The sequence below is a fragment of the Haemophilus sp. SZY H56 genome (assembly GCF_054332415.1).
Genome location: NZ_JBTGNX010000013.1, coordinates 15,324 through 32,476, shown reverse-complemented (window position 1 = coordinate 32,476; position 17,153 = coordinate 15,324). Strand labels below are relative to the sequence as shown.

Below are 17,153 nucleotides of genomic sequence, written 5' to 3'. Positions count from 1 at the left end.
TGTAAAGTTAAAAAGGACATCTGAAATCAGATGCCCCTATCATTAATTCTGTTCAGACAATGCCGCCAACTGATCCGCTTGATATTCGGTAATAATCGGCTGAATTAGTTCATCAATTTTGCCGTTCATCACTTCATCTAAGCGATAGAGCGTTAAGTTGATACGGTGATCTGTGACACGACCTTGTGGGTAGTTATAAGTACGAATTTTATCGGAACGATCGCCTGAACCTAATAAGTTACGACGCATATCTGTTTGTTCTGCAGCTTGGCGTTCTTGCTCTGCTTGAACAATACGTGATGCTAATACCGACATTGCTTTCGCTTTATTTTTGTGCTGTGAACGCTCATCCTGACATTCCACCACAATACCTGTTGGAATGTGAGTAATACGTACGGCAGAGTCTGTTGTATTAACGTGCTGACCACCTGCACCAGATGAACGGTAGGTATCAATACGTAAATCTGCTGGATTGATTTCCGGCATTTCAGATTCAGGTAATTCAGGCATAACCGCAACAGTACAAGCTGAAGTATGAATACGCCCTTGCGATTCAGTTTTTGGTACACGTTGTACACGGTGGCCGCCTGATTCAAATTTTAACTGACCATACACGCCATCACCGCTTACTTTCACGATCACTTCTTTATAACCGCCCTGCTCGCTTTCATTTGCGCTGAGCATTTCAACACGCCAGCGTTTACTTTCTGCATAACGGCTGTACATACGGAATAAATCGCCGGCAAAGATACCCGCTTCATCCCCACCTGTACCTGCACGAATTTCTAAATAGCAGTTATATTCATCATTTGGATCTTTCGGTAATAAAAGAATTTGAAGTTGTTGCTCCACTTCTTCAATTTCGGCTTTGGATTCTTCAATTTCCATTTCTGCCATTTCTTTCATCTCAGGATCATCTAACATCAATTCTGCTTCAGCAATGTTAGAATTAAGCTGATTCCAACGATTAAAACATTTCACCACATCTTCAAGTTGTGAATATTCTTTAGAATACGCACGGAATTTATCCTGATCTGAAATCACCGACGCATCGCCTAGCAATGCCTCTAATTCTTCATAACGTTCTTTTAAACTTTCAAGTTTTGCAATAATAGAATCTTTCATATTTTTATAAAGTTAAAGCCAAAAATAAAATCGACCTATTCTAGCCGATTTTAAGGAAAATTGACAGACGCAAAATCTGCCTAAAAATGACCGCACTTTAAATGCGAGTAACATCAAATTTCGCTAAATCAATTCGATCTTCTGTGCCATAAAATTGAGTCAAGGCATGACGCAAGGTTTCGGCACGTTTTGGTAAGCCTTTTTCTGCATAGGTTTTTACTTGTTCATATACCGCTTGCTTAAATGGTTGCGTATCCCCTGGATTGCCATTCAAATTATCCGCACTGGCAAAATAACGAAATCCCGCCGCAGTGGCTAAAATCCATTCCAATGCTTGAGGCTTCACTTCCACCTTTTCAAAATCACGCTGACGATCTTCTGAACGCCCATCCGGCTCATACCAATAGCCAAAATCTTCTAATTTACGGCGTTCTTTCCCCGCCACTAACCAATGGGCAATTTCATGTAATGCACTGCTGTAAAAGCCTCGCGCAAAGTAAATGGCGTGATAAGGCACCTCATCATTTGCAGGAATGTAAATCGGCTCATCCCCACCTTTAACCAATCGAGTATTATATTCTTCTTCAAAACATTGATTAAAAATCGCAATGATGTCCTCAAATTTATGTTCCATGCTTTCTCCAAATATTTTTATAAATAACGCCTCTTAAAAGGTTTGAGAATTATCTCATTTTTCATGTCTTTCACAAAATCTTGGTTAAATAAAAAACGTCTGAAATTAACGTTTCAGATTTTTAGGTGTTTTTAAACCTATCTTTAAGCCCCATCTATTTAATATCCCCCTTGAGCGCATGCCCGAAATACCGTTTGTATTCACGGCTGAATTGGCTAGGTGATTCGTAGCCGACTTGGTAAGCGGCTTCGGTAATACCTCGTCCTTCTTGTGCGATCAATCGTCTGGCTTCCATCAAACGTAATGATTTTTGATATTGTAGCGGTGAAAGGCTGGTTATCTTCTTGAAATAACTATGAAATCCAGATAATGACATGCCACTTAGATTTGCCAAGGTTTCCACAGTGATGGTTTCACTAAAATGTTGTTGCAGATAATGGGTGGCTTGGGCGATTTTTTTGGTGTGAGACCCATTGCTTACCATGGCTTTAAATTTGCCACCTTGTTCGCCTGTAAGGAGTCGATAATATATTTCTTGTTGGATAAGGGGTGCAAGAAACCCAATACCTTTTGGATTTTCGTGCAAGAATAATAAGCGTTCAACAGCATTTTTGAGAGATTCATCCAAATGCCATTGTGCAAAACCTTCGTCGCCCGGTTGAAGAGCATCTGCAAGGTTTGGATTTGCTAATAAAATCTTGCTAACGCTCTCAATATCAATTTTCATCGACATCACTAAAAACGGCTTTTGCGGCTCTGCATATTTAATCTCGCCACGCATCGGCACATTGACAGGGCAGAACATAAAGTGTTGATTATCAAATCGGTAGCATTGTTCGCCTAGCTGCACTTCACGTTCTCCGCTTAACACGATGCAAATGCTCGGCTCTTGAATAATACCTTCGTAACAAAATGGTTGATCTGAATGGCGAAGAAATAAGCCTTTAATCGATGATGAATAGAGTTCGTTATGTGGAATAACCTTTAATAATCGTTCTATCATTTCAGTTGAGAACATAATTTTGTAGGAATAGGCAAGTAATTTGGATAAATCATATAACACTTCATATTGCCGTTCAATATAATGAACTCACTTTTAACGGCGGTACGCCAAACCATATTAACCAACATTAAATGAGGAAAACATTATGAAAATTTTCTACAAAACATCAGCAACAGCAACCGGCGGACGTGATGGTCGTACCCAAGTGGACGACGGTTCAATCAGCTTTGATTTGGTTTCATTTCAAAATGACGGCACCGGAGCTGATGAAAAACACCAACGCGCCGAGTATGGCAAGCACCGCCGCACCGACGAAAAACGGCCGCATGGGGTGGGTGAAAAACTTATTCATGGTTTGGCTTAATTCTGCATGAAGATGCTTTCGGATATGGATTTATTGGGCGGACAGGGTTGTATCTTGTATTGAAGAAGCAAGCCGAAGGTTTGTCAGATACTCAAATGCCCGTATCATTCATATTATTGATATTATTGTTTGAATTGTATTATTTTCAATAATAATAAATAACCCTAAACCAATATAAATAACAGCCATTATCCAACGACTAAACTTCTCTACAACTTCACCAACACCTGAAATATTAGCCAATCTTTGTGCTGTATATACTAAAACAAAAATCAATATTAAAAATACAAGAAGAGTAACTAATAAGTCGACAAGATCTAAAGTCACAAAGTAAGGAACAAAAAGTCCAATATTATCTGCACCACAACTAGCAACTGTAACCAAAGCAACAATACCGACTAATTTTGACAACCCTTTTTCATCCAATTCTTTTTTAGCTCTTTTTTCGCCCTCACAATCGTCGTAAATAGCAACTTTAATACCTAAGTAAATCGGTATTAAACCTAATAAACCCAACACCCATTTTTCCGGAACATAATTCAAAACAAAAGCTAGAAATAAACTAACTAATATTAAAATTACAGAACCTAAATATTGTCCGATATAAATATCTCGATATTCTTTTCTAGTATTTGCTCTAGCAAAAAATATTAATAGTATTACCAACAAATCTACTGCTGTAGCAATATATAAAACAGCAGCAGTAATCACAGTCGAAAACATAAAGCACCTCATAATGAATCCCCTGCCCCCTTGGCACCACGGCTTCTTCAAAAGCCCAATCGCGTTCGGACAGCGGCGTAGGCAGGGTAATCACGTTTTGCACGTTCATGCCCTTAGTGGAAAGCAGCATGATTTCATAGCTCAGGCGTGCGGCTTCGAAGCGGTCGTGCGTTACCAGCATACACGCCATGCCCTGCCGCTCGATTTTTTTCACCAGCATGGCGACCAAAATATCGCGCAAATCGCGGTCCAAACCGACGAACGGCTCGTCTAGCAAGGCAAGGTCGCAGCCGCACAGCAGCAGGCGCAAAAATGCTACCCGTTTCGCCATGCCGCCGGACAATTCGGTCGGATATTTGTTCAAATCGCCCGCAGTCAGCCCGACTTTCGCCGCCAGCGCGATGATTTCGCCTTCATCGGGTTTGTCCATAAAAATAGCAATATTCTGCATCGCGGTCAAGTTTTCCAGCAGGCGGTTTTCCTGAAACAGAAAACCCGTTTTGCGGAAAGTATTGCGTATCGTGCCCGATTTCGGCGTTTCCAAGCCCGCAATCAAACGCAAAACCGTCGTATTGCCACAGCCGCTCGGCCCGAACAAAGCTTTCACTTCGCCATGTTGCAGGTTCAAACTGAAATCGTGCACGATGGGGTCACGGAGAATTTCAAAACGCACGTTTTCAAGACAGAGCATCACCTTCTCCACGGCATAAACAAAATTTCCAAAGGCTTGGTAATCAGGTATTCAAACAGTGACACAAACACGATAACCAACACCACATAAGCCATCACCGTCGAAGTCCCCCTGATAGCGCAAGCGTCCTCGCTTGTGCCATTACAATCTATTGTGGTTTCGGAGTTAGCAAAATCCCGAGGCAAGCTCACGAATAAAGTTTACCGGAAAAGTGATATTTGGCGATAAAGTGATTACCTGTTTAAGTTCTTCAATTTTCTTCTAATGACAAAAAAGTGCGGTTATAAAATCAAAAGGATTCTGAACGTTGGCTTTGCCAACGGCTCCCCAGATAGCCCCTCCTTCTGACGCGTAGTTTTATCTATCTAAAAAATAAGCAAATTGAAGTTATTCATGAAAATAGTAAAAATCTGAATCAAACGAAATTGATTTTCAGGCACGCGTTAGGAAACGCGCGCTATCGTGGGGTCCAGGTTTTGGGGTGCAGATCAAAGTGCTGTCAATCTTAAGTGAATTTTATATTAATTTTGATATTCCATAATTCACTAAAAATCCACCAACCACTAGCCATAAATAAATTAGTATTCCTAAAATCAGAGGTTTTAATCCTGCTTTCTTGATTGCGCTTGCTTGTGTAGTTAAGCCGAGCGCAGCCATCGCTGAAATTAATAAGAAAGAATCGATTTCAACTAATAAGTTTACAAGTTCTTTTGGTAATAAATCAAAAGAATTAAAAATCGCAACACCAATAAAAAGTACAGCAAACCAAGGAATTGTAATTTTGTGTGATGTATTTTCTGATACTCCATTACTACGTGTTAATAACCAAGAAAGCATTAATAAAAATGGGGCGAGCATCATCACTCGGATCATTTTGGAAATGACGGCAGTATTTGCCACGATAGGATCAATATTTTCCCCAATCGCATAAACTTGAGCCACCTCATGCACGCTAGAGCCAACATAAATACCGAATTGATGAGCATTAATTAAATGTTGTGACCAAGTGTAGAAAAAGGGGTAAGTAAAAATAGCAAGCGTCCCGAAAATGACCACTACGGCAATCGCTACTGAAACTTTATGAGATTCTGCTTTGGTAACAGGCTCTGCCGCCATAACCGCTGCCGCACCACAAATACTACATCCAGCCCCAGTGAGATAAACTAATTGTTTATCCATTTTTAGATAACGAATGCCTAAAAGTGCGGTAAAAAAGAAGGTTGAAATTAGCATAATCGCATCAGTGACAACAGCATTTAATCCTACATCGGCAATATCGCCAAAAGTGAGGCGGAAACCATACAACACAATGCCTGTGCGAAGAAGCGTGCCTTTCGCAAATAACACACCTTTTTCCACTTGTGTTGAAAATTGCGGATAAATGGTATTGCCGATTGCCATTCCCAGCAAGATGGCAATAATTAAAGCACTGATATGATAATGATGGGAAAAATCAGTGTTTCCTAAATAGTTAGCAAGTATAGCGATAATCGCAATAAATATAAGTCCGAAATAAAAGGGACGAGTGTTCATTTTTCCTTTCCTTAGTGAGTCAAGCGGTTTCATCTAAAATTTTGCCAAAATAGCTTTCGACTAAGCGACGAGTAACATCAGTTTGTGGATTAAATGAAAAACCTGAAGCGTGGGTGCAATAAGTTAAGCCATTTTCAGTTAAAAATGTTGGAATACTTGGCGCAGCCTGTAATTCTACACTTTAGCTTATGCAGAGCAGAAAATATAAAAATCTCAGATTTAGACGTAACATAACAAATGCATTGTAATAAATTATGTGCCAAATTGTAAGGCATATTAGTAAAAATGGCTAGGATATTGAATGTTTAATAGGGTTCAAAAGGAAATCAATCAAATTATTAATCGTGGTTTTGACCGCACTTTGATCTGCCCCCAAAAGTTAGACAGGTTAGTTAACTTAAATATTGAGCTCGGTATTGCACCGGGCTCAACCCTTTGAAAGCAAGTTTAATTCGTTTTTGGTTGTAATACACTAAATATTCTTCAATTTCAGCCTGTAATTCAGCAATTGAATGATAAGTCCGAGAGTAAAAGCACTCTGATTTTAGTATCGCAAAAAAACTTTCAATCACCGCATTATCGTAGCAATTTCCTCGGCGACTCATACTTTGCACCGCTTTACCCTCCAACATCTTTACCCATTCCGCCGTGCCATACAATACACCTTGGTCGCTGTGAATAATCGGGCATTCTGTCGGTTTAAGAATTGTAGCGTGCAACTTGTTGCACGAAATCGTGAATGCCCGAAAGGGTTAAATAACGTTCCGTGCGTGATTCGGTCGTGCATCAAGATGCACGCTACGAGGGGTAAATAATCCTCCTATATGTTGAATTTTGGTTGTCAGCCTTGTTCATTATATAGCGAGGATTTTTTCTGTTCATCGCTTAAGCTATTTGTCTCCATACGCATAGCGTATGGTTTTTATAGCCTGACTTTGCCTGGCTATAATCAAAAGCCGTCTGAAAATTCAGACGGCTTTTATATAACGAAGTGCGGTTAAATTTTTAGGTGTTTTTTGTGAATTATCCTAAGAACTCAACCACTTGTTTTTAAAACTTCACTGTTTCACCATCTTCTGGAATTGCTACATTTTCAAGCTTATTTGCTTGGACAAATTGGCGTAAATCCTTACGGTAAACAGACATATGATTTACTGCATCCATGTGCACCGTGATAAGTTTTGTATTTGGTAGCATGTTACGAGCATGAGCAACATCTTGTAACCCCATAATAATGCCATCATTCGGAAAAGCTAAGGTACGCGCATCACCTGTGTTCATAATCATTACATCAGGTTTATAACGATTAATGGCTTTGTTTACTTCGGCAGTCCAAACTGTGTCACCAACCAAATAAACCGTTGGATGGTCTTTCGCTTGGAATGTTACGCCCATCGCCTCATCTAAAATCTCGGCTAATTGTGGTACAGCGTACATTTCCGTTGTGCCGTGAGAACCGCCGGTTTTATTTAAAATAATACCTTCGAACTCCACCGGTTTTTCTAGCGATAAACTGGTTATGTTAGTAAAACCTTGCGCTTTGAGTAAGTCGCCATCCCGTTCATGTTGCACAAAAATTTTGATGGATTTAGGTAAAATTTTTTGTGCAACCTTATCCCAATGATCTTCATGTGTATGAGTTAAAATAATGGCATCAACATCTTTAAAAGTATCTTCTGCTTTCATTGGCAATTCCACAAGTGGATTACGCAAATGGCTATTTAATGTTCCTTCAAAGCCTGCATAACGTCCTTTTTCAGCAAGCATCGGGTCAATTAAAAAAGTTTTCCCTGCGTAGTTCAGGCGACCAGTAGCATTGCGGATATGTTGGTAGCTATCAGTGTTTTTAGAGGCAAGATCTACGGCGAAAGTATTTGCGCTAATAGCCAATGCTGTAGTGCTAATTAAGGTTTTTAAGTTCATTGTTTTTCCTTTTCTATACGTTATTGAATGAATAAACATATTATAGTGAGAACAAGATTGCGTAAAAATGGATAAAAAATCAATAAACGTAATAATCGGGTCATTTCTGTGTTATGCTCATATCAAAGTAGGAGAATAAAATGAATACACCCACAGTTGCTTTGATTGTGTATGAACAAATGATGCCCATTCATTTTGCGATGGCATATTCCGTTTTTTCTATGTCGGATTTAAACGGCAAGCCGTTATTTGACTGTAAAATCGTTAGCGATTCGGACAACCTGACAAACTCGCTATTTCACATACATTTAGATGGAGGTTTAGAATGGTTGGATAATGCCGATATTGTTGTGATGACTGGATGGCATGATACTCAAGTGATGCCGAGTGAGACTTTATTAACAGCGTTACGGCAAGCGTATCAACGTGGTGCGACAGTAGTGGGTTTATGTTATGGTGCCTATGTGTTGGCGTGCAGTGGCCTACTTAACGGCAAAAAAGCAACCACGCATTGGCTAGGAGATAGTGATTTTACTAATCGTTTTCCGCAGGTGAAATGGGATTTAAATCCCATTTATTTGGAACAAGATCGACTGATTACCTCAGCAGGAACGGCAGCTTCCATGGATTGTTGCCTTTCTATTGTCCGTAAATTATATGGTGTAAAAATTGCCAATCATATTGCCCGAATACTGGTTATCCCCCCTCATCGTGAAGGCGGACAAGCACAATTTATCGAACGTCCTATTTCTCGTTCCACACCTAATCATAATATCAATGCGTTGCTTGCTTATTTAAATGAAAATCTGACCGCACTTCATTCGACTGATAGTCTTGCAGAACGTTTGTCAATGAGCCGTAGCACTTTCACCCGACATTTCCGTAAAGCAACCGGAATGTCATTAAATCAATGGTTAATTGAAGCAAGACTACAGCGAGCAAGAGAGCTTTTGGAAAGCACAGATTTATCTATTACTGATATTGCAGAACAAAGTGGGTTTCATAGCGATACCGCCTTGCGTCAGCACTTCTTGAAAAAGCATAAGATTTCACCAAATCACTGGCGTAAGCAGTTTCAAATTGAGGATATTTAGATCTTTTTATTTTAAAGTGCGGTCAGATTTTTGGATGTTTTTACAAATTCAATTCAAAATTAGACCGCTTGTTTGATCTAAACTCAGTCTATTTCTCTTCCCTCTCCCCGTTAGGAAATTTGATTAGATAAAAATAAAAAAGGTGAGCCAAAATGCTCACCTTCTAAACTCATATTTTGTAATTATCCGAACACTTTTTCCAAATGTGCTTGGTAGTCTGCTAAGTATTGTTCTACTTGTGGGTTTTTAATCACATCGTTACATAAGAATGTTGGCAGACGGGTCAAGCCGATGAATTCGTTGAGTTTGTGGAAGTGCATGTATAACGCATCCACGCCTTTGCCTTCGAAGAAATCGCCTTCGCGGGTAAAGGCTTCAATCGGCGCATTCCACGTAAGCGAAAGCATGTGTTTTTTGCCTTGCAACAAGCCACCTGTGCCGTAGCCTTCAGTCGGATTGACACGATGGCGACCATCACTGTGGTAAAGCTTGCCGTGTCCAGCGGTTAATACTTCGTCTATGTATTTTTTCACTGTCCAAGGTTCGTGCATCCACCAACCTGGCATCTGCCAAATCACGGCATCCATCCACAAGAATTTTTCAATTTCTGCTTCAACATCATAGCCAGCATCAATCACGGTTTCTTTTATATTGTGTCCAAGTGCGGTCAAAACTTCTTTCGCTTTTTTGTGAAGTGTGTGGTTTAACTCACCATGTGAATGTCCGAAATCTTTACCACCGTCTAATAATAAAATATTCATTTTTTCTCCTTTAGCTGATAATTTACCGATTACTAAGCACTTTACTAATGCAACAATTTAACCAATCAATAAGCGCCAACTATTAAACTTACTACTCAAGTTCGAGAGTTTGATAGAAGTTAAAAGCGTAATAAAAAAGCCTTGAAGTCATTATTTTCAAGGCTTTAAAGTCTTTCATAGGACTTGATAGGTTTATTTTGTGGTGGAGCTGGCGAAAACTGATCTATGTAAATATCACTTTGTTTTTAAAAGAAATATTTAATAGTTAAAAATAGCTTACTACCAAGCTTACTACAATAAAAAACAGGACGCCAATTCAGACGTTATTTAGCCTAATTTCGCCGAGATTATAACACCAAATTTTGCAATTGTTTGCGTTATTTTGCGTTAAAGGATCTGATTAAAAGGATCTAAAAGGCGGTAGATCTGAAAAGGCTTTGTAAAGGAGCTAAAATTGCGTTGAAACACACACATTTACTGTGCGGGCGTGGCGAGGGTTTGTCTGCGATTTTTCATGCGTACAATTGGGCGAAAAATCGGTCTGAGATAAGGATTTAAGATTTGTCATATTGATTGATTTGATATAATACACTGGGGCGGTACTAATACTATATAGGACAAAAAAAGCTCTTTGAGCAATAAAAAACCCGCATTTCTGCGGGCTGTTTATTTGGAAAGGATCTATTGTAGCAATTTGTATTCGGTAAACGTGATCACTTCTTCCCCTACCCAACTATTAATCTCTTTCAAACGTTCTTGCAATGGAATAATCTCATTGATAAAGAATACTCGCGTTGCCTTTTCAACGTCACCAAAGCCGCCTGTATTATTCGGCACAATCCCCATTAATTGCGGTGGTACACGATGAGCTGCTAATACATCATCACGGCTTGCGTTCTTAATGTTTAGGAAGTCATCTTTAGCAATAGCATCAGACAAAGGAATAACTTGCATCCCGTCTTTCTTTCCGTCTGGAATATAAACAAATAAATTCTTAAAGTTGCCAGTGCCTTTGGTTTGGCGGATTTGTGTTTTGATTGCTTCAATATCATCTTGGTTCTGTGTTGGGTCGGTCATGTAAATAATCGAACCCGCATGCGCACCATTCAGATAATATTTACGACGGAACAGGGTTGCACTCTCGTTAAGAAATGCGGATTGTAAAGCAGCTAAATATTCCGGCACGCCGTAAATCTCTTGGTTAATGTCAGGATTGATAAGTTGCAGCACGGAACCTTTTTTAAATTCATATTCTTCATAGCCAGTCACGATTTGGAAGAATTGACCTTCATCAACACCAACACGCATATATTTTGCTAAAGGCGATCTAAGTGCAATCACATCACCGAATACATTTTTCACGACTTCAATGAATGCATTGCCAAATACTAAGTAATCTTGCACCAGTTTTTCTAATTGGGTACGAGGTAAAAGTGCGGTTGTTTTGCACGTTGAAAGTAAAATGTTTTTCTTCACTGTGATCGCACTGTTGTGATGGGCTGAGGCATTTAAGGCTTTAGCCAAGTAACTTAAATTAATTGGCGGATTATAATATTTTTCATACATCAACACGCTTTCGAAATAATTCAGTACTTCTGCACGGTCAAGCACCGGAATAGGTTCACCAAAGCTAAATGCCTGTGCTTGATTTCCAGTAGAAAGTGCGGTAGATTTTTTTGTGTTTTTGCTCATTGGATTATCCTATTAAAAGGTAAATATTGTTGATTTGTTGCTTGATACATCACCGCCTAAACCATAAGGCACATTTAAAATGCAGTTCATGATTGCCCATGATAAGTCGCCGTGGCTTGCATCTTCCGAACGGTCAGAAACATAAGTAATCTTTCCGGTTCCCGTAATGCGTTTTTTCACGGTCATGAAACTGGTCACAATATCATTGTCGCCACTGTCGAATTTCAAGCGACGTTTTTGAATCAGATTTTGGGTTTTCAGAACCATCTCATTTTTCAGGTCTGCGTTATAATCCAAGCCTTGCACCATCGGATAGAATTTCTTCACTTCTTGGAACACCCCGGAACCCATTCCCGTTTTGTCAATCACAATGCGAGTCACATTGTAATCATCGCAAAACTGTTTAATGCGGTTTGCTTGTGTTTCGTAATCCATACCGTGAAAAGTTTGTTTGTGTAAAACGCGATAATCTCCCCCTTCCACTTTCGGCGGTGCAACAATCACTAAGGCTGCACGGTCGCCACTAAAAGCAGGGTCATAGCCTAACCACACTTCTCGATTGCCAAAAGGTCGTTGATAAAATGGCTTAAAATCGTGCCATTCTTCTAGGCTGTCAACTTGACAAAGTTGCAAGTCGGCAAATTTAAAGGCGGAACTGTTATCATCAGCAAACTGGCACAGAAAAAGCTGTTCAAATTCTTCCTTGCTGTTTTCTGCTAACAAATCTTCAATGTCGAACAAATTGCAACCACCTTCTAAAGCATCATAAATCGTCACAATCTGTTTCCACTGACGGTCACCGCAAAGTTTCCCCATGCCCAAATTTTCATGTGAAATATCAATTTCTACTTTTTCCGATTTCGCCCGTCCACGATTAAACGATTTCCCGGAAAAGAACGCATAGGCAGGATGGGCGATTGTCGAAGGTGTAGAAAAGTAGGTTTGCCGATAAATCTTTTGGGCCGCCATACCACTGGCGACTTTCCGCATCACATCAAATTTCGGTACCCAAAACACCTCATCGAAATACAAGTTACCGTGGTAGGATTGTGCGGTTGCAGAATTCGTTCCCAAAAAGTATAACTCCGCGCTATTTGGCAGCTTAATAGTTTCTCCTTTTAATATCACATCTGCGGTTTTTTTCGCATATTCCACAATGTAAGAACGGAACTGCAACGCCTGCTTTTTACTAGCTGAAAGAAAAATTTGGTTATGGCCCGTCGTCAGCGCATCAATAAAAGCTTCATGGGCGAAATAGTAAGTCGCCCCGATTTGTCGGCTTTTTAAAATATTTCTAATGCGGTTTTCTTTCGCTTTATGCCAAACACGCTGATAATTAAACATCCCATCAAGAAAGCCATTAATCAGCAATTCTTCTTGTTCCTGATCAATGGCATTGGGCTCGGCTTTCTTGCGGTCGCCCTTGTTGCGGTTCGCCAATTTCGGATTTAAATCCACTTCATTGCCATCGCCGAAAGAATATTTTTTCACTCTCGCCATGCGTTCCATTTGTCGCCCGAGCAAATCAATTTCTTTGTAATCTAAACCGCTCTTTTCTTCTTTCGCAATCAGCAAATTTAATCTTGTCTCAAGTGCTAATTCCACCCGACCGACAGGCGCAATATCGTCCCACTTTTCTCTGTCTTTCCAACTGGCAATCGTTGATGCAGGAATATCAAGCTGACGAGATATTTCAGCGATTTTATAACCGCTAAAATACATTTGTTGTGCTTTTCTTTTTATTTCCGCCGTTACATCGGGCGAAGCTTGATTGATAACTTGTTCGTCCATTCATCATCCTTTCAATTTACAACCGCATAATAGAAAGGAGGCGAATGTTAGTCTTTCCGCTTGCTCTGTGAATCGGCATACAACAAAAGCAACTCATAGACCACCAAAATTAAACCTTTCAGAATAATGGCAATCTTTGAATCAAACCAAACAAAGGATAAGCAATGGCAAAAACTTCAAAATGGTTTGTAGTCGCAACGGAAGGGGCAACTACAGACGGTCGCACAATCAATCGCACTTGGATTGAACAAATGGCGGCAAATTATGACCCTAAAAAATACGGTGCACGCATTAATCTTGAACACATTAAATGGCGTTATATGTGGAACGATGATCCGCACTCAAAATGCTATGGTGATGTGGTTGGTTTAAAAACGGAAGAAAATGCTGAAGGTAAATTGCAGTTACTGGCTCAAATCGACCCAACGGACGATTTAATCAAACTCAATAAAGAACGCCAAAAAATCTACACATCAATTGAATGTGATCCTAATTTCGCCGACACAGGTGAAGCCTATTTAGTCGGTTTGGCTGTAACGGACAATCCTGCAAGTCTTGGCACAGAAATGTTGGTATTTTCTGCCGGTGCAAGCGCAAATCCTCTCAACAACCGCAAAGAAAAAGCCGAAAACCTTTTCACTGCCGCAATTGAAACCGAATTAGAGTTTGAAGAAGTGAAAGAAAAAGGGCTGTCTGTCTTTGCCAAAATCCGCGCATTATTTGCAGACAAAGAAAAAACCGACGATGAACGCTTTGCCGACCAAACGCAAGCCATTGAGCTTTTAGCGGGACAAACCAAAGAAACATTGGAAAAATTGACCGTACTTTCTGCCGATTTAGCAAAACAGCAAACCGAATTAACAGAAGTGAAAGCAACCAATGAAAGCATTCAAGCCAAATTCACCACGCTTGAAAAAACACCGTCCGCCGACTTTGGCAAACGTCCAATCGTTGCCGGTGAAGGTAAATCAGAATTTTTAACCGATTGCTAAAGGAACAACCATGCGAAACGAAACTAAACAGAAATTTAATGCCTATGTGGCCCGTGTCGCCGAATTAAACGGTGTAACAAGTAATGATGTGGCAGAAACATTTTCCGTCACCCCAAGCGTAGAGCAAAAACTGATTGAAAAAGTAATGTTAAGTTCGAACTTCTTACAATGGATTAATGTCGTTCGTGATCCATTAATGGAAGCGGAATTGGTCGGTCTTGAAGTGGCTTCCGCGATTGCAAGCACCACTGACACCAATACCAAAGAACGCGAAACCAAAGATATTTCCAAAATGACTGGTCGCAAATATAAATGCGAACAAGTCAATTTCGACACGCATATTCCATGGGCAAAACTCGACCAATGGGCGAAACACCCTGACTTCCAGAAAAAATTGGCGAATTTAACGCAAAAAACCATCGCCTTAAACCTCATTATGATGGGGCTAAACGGCACAAGTCGCAGTGAAACCTCCGATTTGTCTTCAAATCCGAAACTGCAAGACGTGAAAAAAGGTTGGCTACAACAATTACGTGACGATATGCCAACACATGTAATGAACGGTGCAAATACTGAGAACAAAATCAAAGTGGGTAAAGGTCAAGCCAAAAACCACGGATATGAAAACATTGATGCCTTAGTGCTTGATGCAGTCAACACCTTAATTGATGAAGTTTACGCCGATGACACCGAATTGGTGGTTATCTGCGGTCGTGAAATCTTAAACGATAAATACTTCAACATCGTTAACACGGATTTAAAACCAACGGATGACCTTGCAAGCCAAGTGATCATCTCACAAAAACAAATCGGTGGTTTAAAAGCGATCCGCGTCCCATTCTTCCCGAAAAACTCAATCCTGATCACCCGATTGGATAATTTATCCATCTACATTCAGGAAGGGTCAATGCGCCGTTTCATTAAGAATAATCCGAAACGCAACCGTGTAGAAGATTACTTGTCGCAAAACATCGACTACAAAGTCGAAGAATACGGTTGCGCGGCATTAATCGAAAACATCACGTTTGAAGATGTTGAAGAAAAAAAATCAACTTCTGAAGAACATCAATAATGGCTGAACGTCTTTCACCCACACAAATTCATCTTCGTACCATTTCCGCTGCTGTGGCTCACGCAGCGGAAACCGAAGATCTAAGCGACTTTACGGAATATGAAAAAATGTGCCGTATTCTTGCGAGACATCGAAAGGATTTGAAAAACATCCAATCAACGGAACGCAAAGGCGCATTTAAAAAGCAAATTTTGCCTGACTATCTACCATGGATTGAAGGGGCGTTATCGGTCGGAAGTGGTAAACAAGATAATGTCTTGATGACATGGTGCGTGTGGGCGATTGACTGTGGCGAATATCATCTCGCCTTACAGATTGCCGATTATGCCGTATTTCATGATTTACGCTTGCCCGAGCCATTCACCCGAACACTTGGCACTTTGTTGGCAGAAGAATTTGCCGACCAAGCCAAAGCCGCACAAGCCGCCAATAAACCGTTTGAAGTGGCTTACTTAGAGCAAGTCCAACGCATCACCGCTGATTGCGATATGCCCGATGAAAGCCGTGCGCGATTATTGCGTGAATTGGGCTTGTTATTGGTTGAAAAGAACCCTGAACAAGCACTGGCATATTTAGAACGTGCTTTGGGTTTAGATCAGAAAATTGGCGTGAAAATCGTCACAACGGGTGCAGCATCATTTAGTTTTGAATATCGTTACACACTCAATGTCGTGGTAACTGATTATGCAGGCGATATTGCCACCTTGATTGTACCAATGATGGCTTATCTGCGCACAAATCAACCTGAAATATTAGAAAATCCACAAATTCGAGAGAATGCATTTAAATTCCAGGTGGATTACAACAATAACAACACCGCAGATATTAGCTTCGAAATCCAACTCACTGAACGTGTCGTGTCGAAAAAAGACGGGAATAACGTGCAGATCCATTATGCAAAAGAACCCGTATGGGATGAACCAAACCGAGTAAAAGTCTATTTGGAAAACTGGGATTCATTAATTTTTGAGGGTGATATAGTCTAATGGCTACAGTAGAAGAAGTTCAGGCAAAATTGACCGCACTTATTGCCAATCTTTCTCCACAGGTGCGCAGACAGCTTGGGCGAAAAATCGGGCAAGCCTTACGAAAAAGCCAATCGAACCGAATTGCACGCCAACAAAATCCCGATGGTTCTGCCTTTGAACCTAGAAAACCACGTAAAGAATTTGGAAAAAAGAAAGGACGAATCAAACGCAAAGCCATGTTTGCCAAATTGCGTACAGCTAAGCATTTAAAAATTCGGGCGAATGGTAATGAAGTTTCTGTCGGATTTAATGGTTCGAGTGCCGCCATTGCAGCAGTGCATCAATACGGGTTGAAAGGCACAGTTAATAGAAACAAAGGTGTTAAGGTGCAATATGCCCAGCGTGAATTGCTGGGCTTTAGTGATGAAGATGTGGAATTGATTGAAAATTTGATACTAGAGCAACTGTCAGTTTAGTTATGCGTTTGCGTTTTTATCAGGCAACGACATTACAACAAAACCAAAAATAACAGTAAGCAGTAAAGAAAGAAGAAGGCTATCGGTGAGTAACCAAAGCAGAAAAACTAATGCGGTAATTGGGAAAAATGCAACTGTTGCCATACTGAAAATAGCCGAAACCATAGTCAAAGTTAAACCGCCGACGAAAAACAGCATTAAGCAAATAATGAATAGTGCACCAATAATTGTCAGTATCATCGCCATAATGTCCTCCTTTATTAGGTCGATTATTAAGCCAAACAGTAAAATTTGTCAATAAGAAGTGAGCA

The 17,153-nt window shown here is 40.2% G+C and carries 18 protein-coding genes and 2 pseudogenes; 7 read left to right on the top strand and 13 right to left on the bottom strand.

Annotation, left to right across the window (positions count from 1 at the left end; all coding sequences use genetic code 11):
- Positions 1 to 42: 42 nt before the first annotated feature.
- From prfA to ACXVWP_RS09480, 3 genes are all read right to left on the bottom strand, one after another.
- Positions 43 to 1,125, bottom strand: a complete 1,083-nt coding sequence (gene prfA / locus ACXVWP_RS09490; protein WP_128787223.1) for a peptide chain release factor 1 — start codon at positions 1,123 to 1,125, stop codon at positions 43 to 45.
- Between the two features lie 97 nt (positions 1,126 to 1,222).
- Positions 1,223 to 1,759 (bottom strand): elongation factor P hydroxylase, encoded by a 537-nt coding sequence (locus ACXVWP_RS09485; protein WP_297569984.1) that lies wholly within the window; start codon positions 1,757 to 1,759, stop codon positions 1,223 to 1,225.
- A gap of 154 nt (positions 1,760 to 1,913) precedes the next feature.
- Positions 1,914 to 2,777 carry an AraC family transcriptional regulator gene (locus tag ACXVWP_RS09480; RefSeq protein WP_297569990.1) on the bottom strand — a complete coding sequence of 288 codons (864 nt, stop codon included), beginning with the start codon at positions 2,775 to 2,777 and terminating at the stop codon, positions 1,914 to 1,916.
- A 130-nt stretch (positions 2,778 to 2,907) separates the two neighbouring features.
- Between ACXVWP_RS09480 and ACXVWP_RS09475 the strand changes: the two genes are divergently transcribed.
- Positions 2,908 to 3,126 carry an OsmC family protein gene (locus ACXVWP_RS09475; protein ID WP_178165526.1) on the top strand — a complete coding sequence of 73 codons (219 nt, stop codon included), beginning with the start codon at positions 2,908 to 2,910 and terminating at the stop codon, positions 3,124 to 3,126.
- Positions 3,127 to 3,234: 108 nt separating this feature from the next.
- Here ACXVWP_RS09475 and ACXVWP_RS09470 read toward each other — a convergent pair whose 3' ends face one another.
- From ACXVWP_RS09470 to ACXVWP_RS09445, 6 genes and pseudogenes are all read right to left on the bottom strand, one after another.
- The gene (locus tag ACXVWP_RS09470) at positions 3,235 to 3,849 is read right to left on the bottom strand and encodes a CadD family cadmium resistance transporter (protein WP_294839444.1); all 615 of its coding nucleotides are present in this window, start codon (positions 3,847 to 3,849) and stop codon (positions 3,235 to 3,237) included.
- The gene (locus ACXVWP_RS09465) at positions 3,764 to 4,540 is read right to left on the bottom strand and encodes an ATP-binding cassette domain-containing protein (RefSeq protein WP_297569989.1); all 777 of its coding nucleotides are present in this window, start codon (positions 4,538 to 4,540) and stop codon (positions 3,764 to 3,766) included. Before ACXVWP_RS09465 ends, ACXVWP_RS09470 begins: the two co-directional genes overlap by 86 nt.
- A pseudogene (locus ACXVWP_RS09460) lies at positions 4,540 to 4,668 on the bottom strand (ABC transporter permease); the annotation flags it as partial. The pseudogene ACXVWP_RS09460 and the gene ACXVWP_RS09465, both read right to left, overlap by 1 nt.
- A gap of 388 nt (positions 4,669 to 5,056) precedes the next feature.
- Positions 5,057 to 6,073 (bottom strand): YeiH family protein, encoded by a 1,017-nt coding sequence (locus ACXVWP_RS09455; protein ID WP_065244871.1) that lies wholly within the window; start codon positions 6,071 to 6,073, stop codon positions 5,057 to 5,059.
- A 392-nt stretch (positions 6,074 to 6,465) separates the two neighbouring features.
- Complete coding sequence (locus tag ACXVWP_RS09450) at positions 6,466 to 6,792, bottom strand: IS3 family transposase (protein ID WP_133253120.1); 327 nt, start codon at positions 6,790 to 6,792, stop codon at positions 6,466 to 6,468.
- A gap of 331 nt (positions 6,793 to 7,123) precedes the next feature.
- Positions 7,124 to 7,996: an MBL fold metallo-hydrolase gene (locus ACXVWP_RS09445; protein ID WP_289901666.1), complete on the bottom strand. Its 873-nt coding sequence runs from the start codon at positions 7,994 to 7,996 to the stop codon at positions 7,124 to 7,126.
- Between the two features lie 140 nt (positions 7,997 to 8,136).
- Between ACXVWP_RS09445 and ACXVWP_RS09440 the strand changes: the two genes are divergently transcribed.
- Positions 8,137 to 9,090, top strand: a complete 954-nt coding sequence (locus ACXVWP_RS09440) for a GlxA family transcriptional regulator (RefSeq protein WP_289901665.1) — start codon at positions 8,137 to 8,139, stop codon at positions 9,088 to 9,090.
- A 182-nt stretch (positions 9,091 to 9,272) separates the two neighbouring features.
- Here ACXVWP_RS09440 and ACXVWP_RS09435 read toward each other — a convergent pair whose 3' ends face one another.
- From ACXVWP_RS09435 to ACXVWP_RS09425, 3 genes are all read right to left on the bottom strand, one after another.
- Positions 9,273 to 9,851 (bottom strand): NAD(P)H-dependent oxidoreductase, encoded by a 579-nt coding sequence (locus tag ACXVWP_RS09435; RefSeq protein ID WP_049356558.1) that lies wholly within the window; start codon positions 9,849 to 9,851, stop codon positions 9,273 to 9,275.
- A 681-nt stretch (positions 9,852 to 10,532) separates the two neighbouring features.
- The gene (locus ACXVWP_RS09430) at positions 10,533 to 11,543 is read right to left on the bottom strand and encodes a phage portal protein (RefSeq protein WP_458473373.1); all 1,011 of its coding nucleotides are present in this window, start codon (positions 11,541 to 11,543) and stop codon (positions 10,533 to 10,535) included.
- A gap of 12 nt (positions 11,544 to 11,555) precedes the next feature.
- On the bottom strand, positions 11,556 to 13,334 hold the full coding sequence (locus ACXVWP_RS09425) for a terminase large subunit domain-containing protein (RefSeq protein WP_297567540.1): 1,779 nt from the start codon (positions 13,332 to 13,334) through the stop codon (positions 11,556 to 11,558).
- A 164-nt stretch (positions 13,335 to 13,498) separates the two neighbouring features.
- Between ACXVWP_RS09425 and ACXVWP_RS09420 the strand changes: the two genes are divergently transcribed.
- From ACXVWP_RS09420 to ACXVWP_RS09400, 5 genes and pseudogenes are all read left to right on the top strand, one after another.
- Entirely contained in the window at positions 13,499 to 14,326 is an 828-nt protein-coding gene (locus tag ACXVWP_RS09420) for a GPO family capsid scaffolding protein (RefSeq protein WP_289901812.1), read from the top strand.
- Between the two features lie 10 nt (positions 14,327 to 14,336).
- Positions 14,337 to 15,398, top strand: coding sequence for a phage major capsid protein, P2 family (locus tag ACXVWP_RS09415; RefSeq protein ID WP_289901813.1), 1,062 nt, complete (start codon positions 14,337 to 14,339; stop codon positions 15,396 to 15,398).
- Positions 15,398 to 15,886: pseudogene (locus ACXVWP_RS09410) on the top strand (phage terminase small subunit); the annotation flags it as partial. The gene ACXVWP_RS09415 and the pseudogene ACXVWP_RS09410, both read left to right, overlap by 1 nt.
- Positions 15,887 to 16,384, top strand: a complete 498-nt coding sequence (locus tag ACXVWP_RS09405) for a phage tail protein (RefSeq protein WP_458473379.1) — start codon at positions 15,887 to 15,889, stop codon at positions 16,382 to 16,384.
- Positions 16,384 to 16,842 carry a phage virion morphogenesis protein gene (locus tag ACXVWP_RS09400; RefSeq protein WP_297567545.1) on the top strand — a complete coding sequence of 153 codons (459 nt, stop codon included), beginning with the start codon at positions 16,384 to 16,386 and terminating at the stop codon, positions 16,840 to 16,842. Before ACXVWP_RS09405 ends, ACXVWP_RS09400 begins: the two co-directional genes overlap by 1 nt.
- Here ACXVWP_RS09400 and ACXVWP_RS09395 read toward each other — a convergent pair whose 3' ends face one another.
- Positions 16,843 to 17,088 carry a hypothetical protein gene (locus ACXVWP_RS09395; protein WP_297567550.1) on the bottom strand — a complete coding sequence of 82 codons (246 nt, stop codon included), beginning with the start codon at positions 17,086 to 17,088 and terminating at the stop codon, positions 16,843 to 16,845. It lies immediately after the preceding gene.
- Between the last annotated feature and the right edge of the window lie 65 nt (positions 17,089 to 17,153).

Bases quoted from the DNA above. Each gene is read 5' to 3' on its own strand.
- ACXVWP_RS09480 (WP_297569990.1), bottom strand. From the start codon at position 2,777: ATGTTCTCAACTGAAATGATAGAACGATTATTAAAGGTTATTCCACAT.
- ACXVWP_RS09475 (WP_178165526.1), top strand. From the start codon at position 2,908: ATGAAAATTTTCTACAAAACATCAGCAACAGCAACCGGCGGACGTGAT.
- ACXVWP_RS09470 (WP_294839444.1), bottom strand. From the start codon at position 3,849: ATGTTTTCGACTGTGATTACTGCTGCTGTTTTATATATTGCTACAGCA.
- ACXVWP_RS09415 (WP_289901813.1), top strand. From the start codon at position 14,337: ATGCGAAACGAAACTAAACAGAAATTTAATGCCTATGTGGCCCGTGTC.
- ACXVWP_RS09435 (WP_049356558.1), bottom strand. From the start codon at position 9,851: ATGAATATTTTATTATTAGACGGTGGTAAAGATTTCGGACATTCACAT.
- ACXVWP_RS09420 (WP_289901812.1), top strand. From the start codon at position 13,499: ATGGCAAAAACTTCAAAATGGTTTGTAGTCGCAACGGAAGGGGCAACT.
- ACXVWP_RS09465 (WP_297569989.1), bottom strand. From the start codon at position 4,540: ATGCTCTGTCTTGAAAACGTGCGTTTTGAAATTCTCCGTGACCCCATC.
- ACXVWP_RS09425 (WP_297567540.1), bottom strand. From the start codon at position 13,334: ATGGACGAACAAGTTATCAATCAAGCTTCGCCCGATGTAACGGCGGAA.
- ACXVWP_RS09400 (WP_297567545.1), top strand. From the start codon at position 16,384: ATGGCTACAGTAGAAGAAGTTCAGGCAAAATTGACCGCACTTATTGCC.
- prfA (WP_128787223.1), bottom strand. From the start codon at position 1,125: ATGAAAGATTCTATTATTGCAAAACTTGAAAGTTTAAAAGAACGTTAT.
- ACXVWP_RS09485 (WP_297569984.1), bottom strand. From the start codon at position 1,759: ATGGAACATAAATTTGAGGACATCATTGCGATTTTTAATCAATGTTTT.
- ACXVWP_RS09405 (WP_458473379.1), top strand. From the start codon at position 15,887: ATGCCCGATGAAAGCCGTGCGCGATTATTGCGTGAATTGGGCTTGTTA.
- ACXVWP_RS09455 (WP_065244871.1), bottom strand. From the start codon at position 6,073: ATGAACACTCGTCCCTTTTATTTCGGACTTATATTTATTGCGATTATC.
- ACXVWP_RS09430 (WP_458473373.1), bottom strand. From the start codon at position 11,543: ATGAGCAAAAACACAAAAAAATCTACCGCACTTTCTACTGGAAATCAA.
- ACXVWP_RS09395 (WP_297567550.1), bottom strand. From the start codon at position 17,088: ATGGCGATGATACTGACAATTATTGGTGCACTATTCATTATTTGCTTA.
- ACXVWP_RS09440 (WP_289901665.1), top strand. From the start codon at position 8,137: ATGAATACACCCACAGTTGCTTTGATTGTGTATGAACAAATGATGCCC.
- ACXVWP_RS09445 (WP_289901666.1), bottom strand. From the start codon at position 7,996: ATGAACTTAAAAACCTTAATTAGCACTACAGCATTGGCTATTAGCGCA.